Here is a 1177-nt window from a genome sequence, read left to right on the forward strand (position 1 = left end):
CGCAGGAGCTTGCAGGAGCACGAAGGAGAAGGACGACATGGATCGCTCACAGGACCTGGACCATTCGAAGGCGCCCGTGCTCGACGCCCTGGCCGCCTACCACGCCGGCCGGCAGACCCCGTTCACCCCGCCCGGCCATAAGCAGGGCCGCGGCGCCGACCCCCGCGTGCGGGCCGTCCTCGGCGAGGACGTCTTCCGCTCCGACGTCCTCGCCATCAGCGGCCTGGACGACCGCACCTCCTCCCACGGCGTGCTGGAGCACGCCCAGCGCCTGATGGCCGACGCCGTCGGCGCCGACCACACCTTCTTCTCCACCTGCGGCAGCTCCCTGTCGGTGAAGGCCGCGATGCTGGCCGTCGCCGGCCCCCACGAGAAGCTGCTCGTGGGCCGCGACGCCCACAAGTCCGTGGTCTCCGGGCTGATCCTGGCCGGCATCCGGCCGGTGTGGGTGGAGCCCCAGTTCGACCCCCGGCTGCGGCTGGCGCACCCGCCGAACGCCGCCGCGTTCGAGGCCGCCTTCGAGCAGCACCCCGACGCGCGCGGCGCCCTCGTGACCTCACCGACGCCGTATGGCACCTGCACCGACCTGACGGCCGTGGCCGACGTCTGCCACGCCGTCGGCCGGCCCCTGATCGTGGACGAGGCGTGGGGCGCGCACCTGCCCTTCCACCCCGACCTGCCGCGCTGGGCCATGGACGCGGGCGCCGACGTGTGCGTCACCTCCGTGCACAAGATGGGCTCGGGGCTCGAACAGGGCTCCGTCTTCCACCTCCAGGGCGGCCGCGTGGACCCCGAGGTGCTGCGGGCCCGCGCCGACCTGCTCGGCACCACCAGCCCGTCGGTGCTGCTGTACGCCGCGATGGACGGCTGGCGGCGGCAGATGGCCGAGCACGGCAAGGACCTCTACGGGCGCGCGCTGGAGCTGGCCGCCTCCGTGCGCGAGCGGATCGAGGCCATCGAGGGCCTGCACGTCCACGGCCGCGGCGACTTCTGCGGCCCCGGCCTGGCCGCCGACCTCGACCCCCTGCAGGTCGTCGTGGACATCTCCCCCTTCGGAACGACCGGCTACCGCGCCGCGGACTGGCTGCGCGAGCACCACGGCGTCAACCTCCACCTCGCGGACCACCGCCGGGTCAGCGCCCAGCTCACCCACGCCGACGACGAGGACTCCGCCGAG

Annotated in this window: 1 protein-coding gene; it reads left to right on the top strand. The window is 74.2% G+C overall.

Going from position 1 to position 1177, the window contains the following annotated elements; translation table 11 throughout:
* Window positions 1-55: 55 nt before the first annotated feature.
* Window positions 56-1177: aminotransferase class I/II-fold pyridoxal phosphate-dependent enzyme (locus tag D7231_RS35235; protein ID WP_120760456.1), on the top strand; the 1122-nt coding region annotated here is incomplete at its 3' end.

Source organism: Streptomyces klenkii (genome assembly GCF_003626645.1).
Classification (GTDB): Bacteria; Actinomycetota; Actinomycetes; order Streptomycetales; family Streptomycetaceae; genus Streptomyces; species Streptomyces klenkii.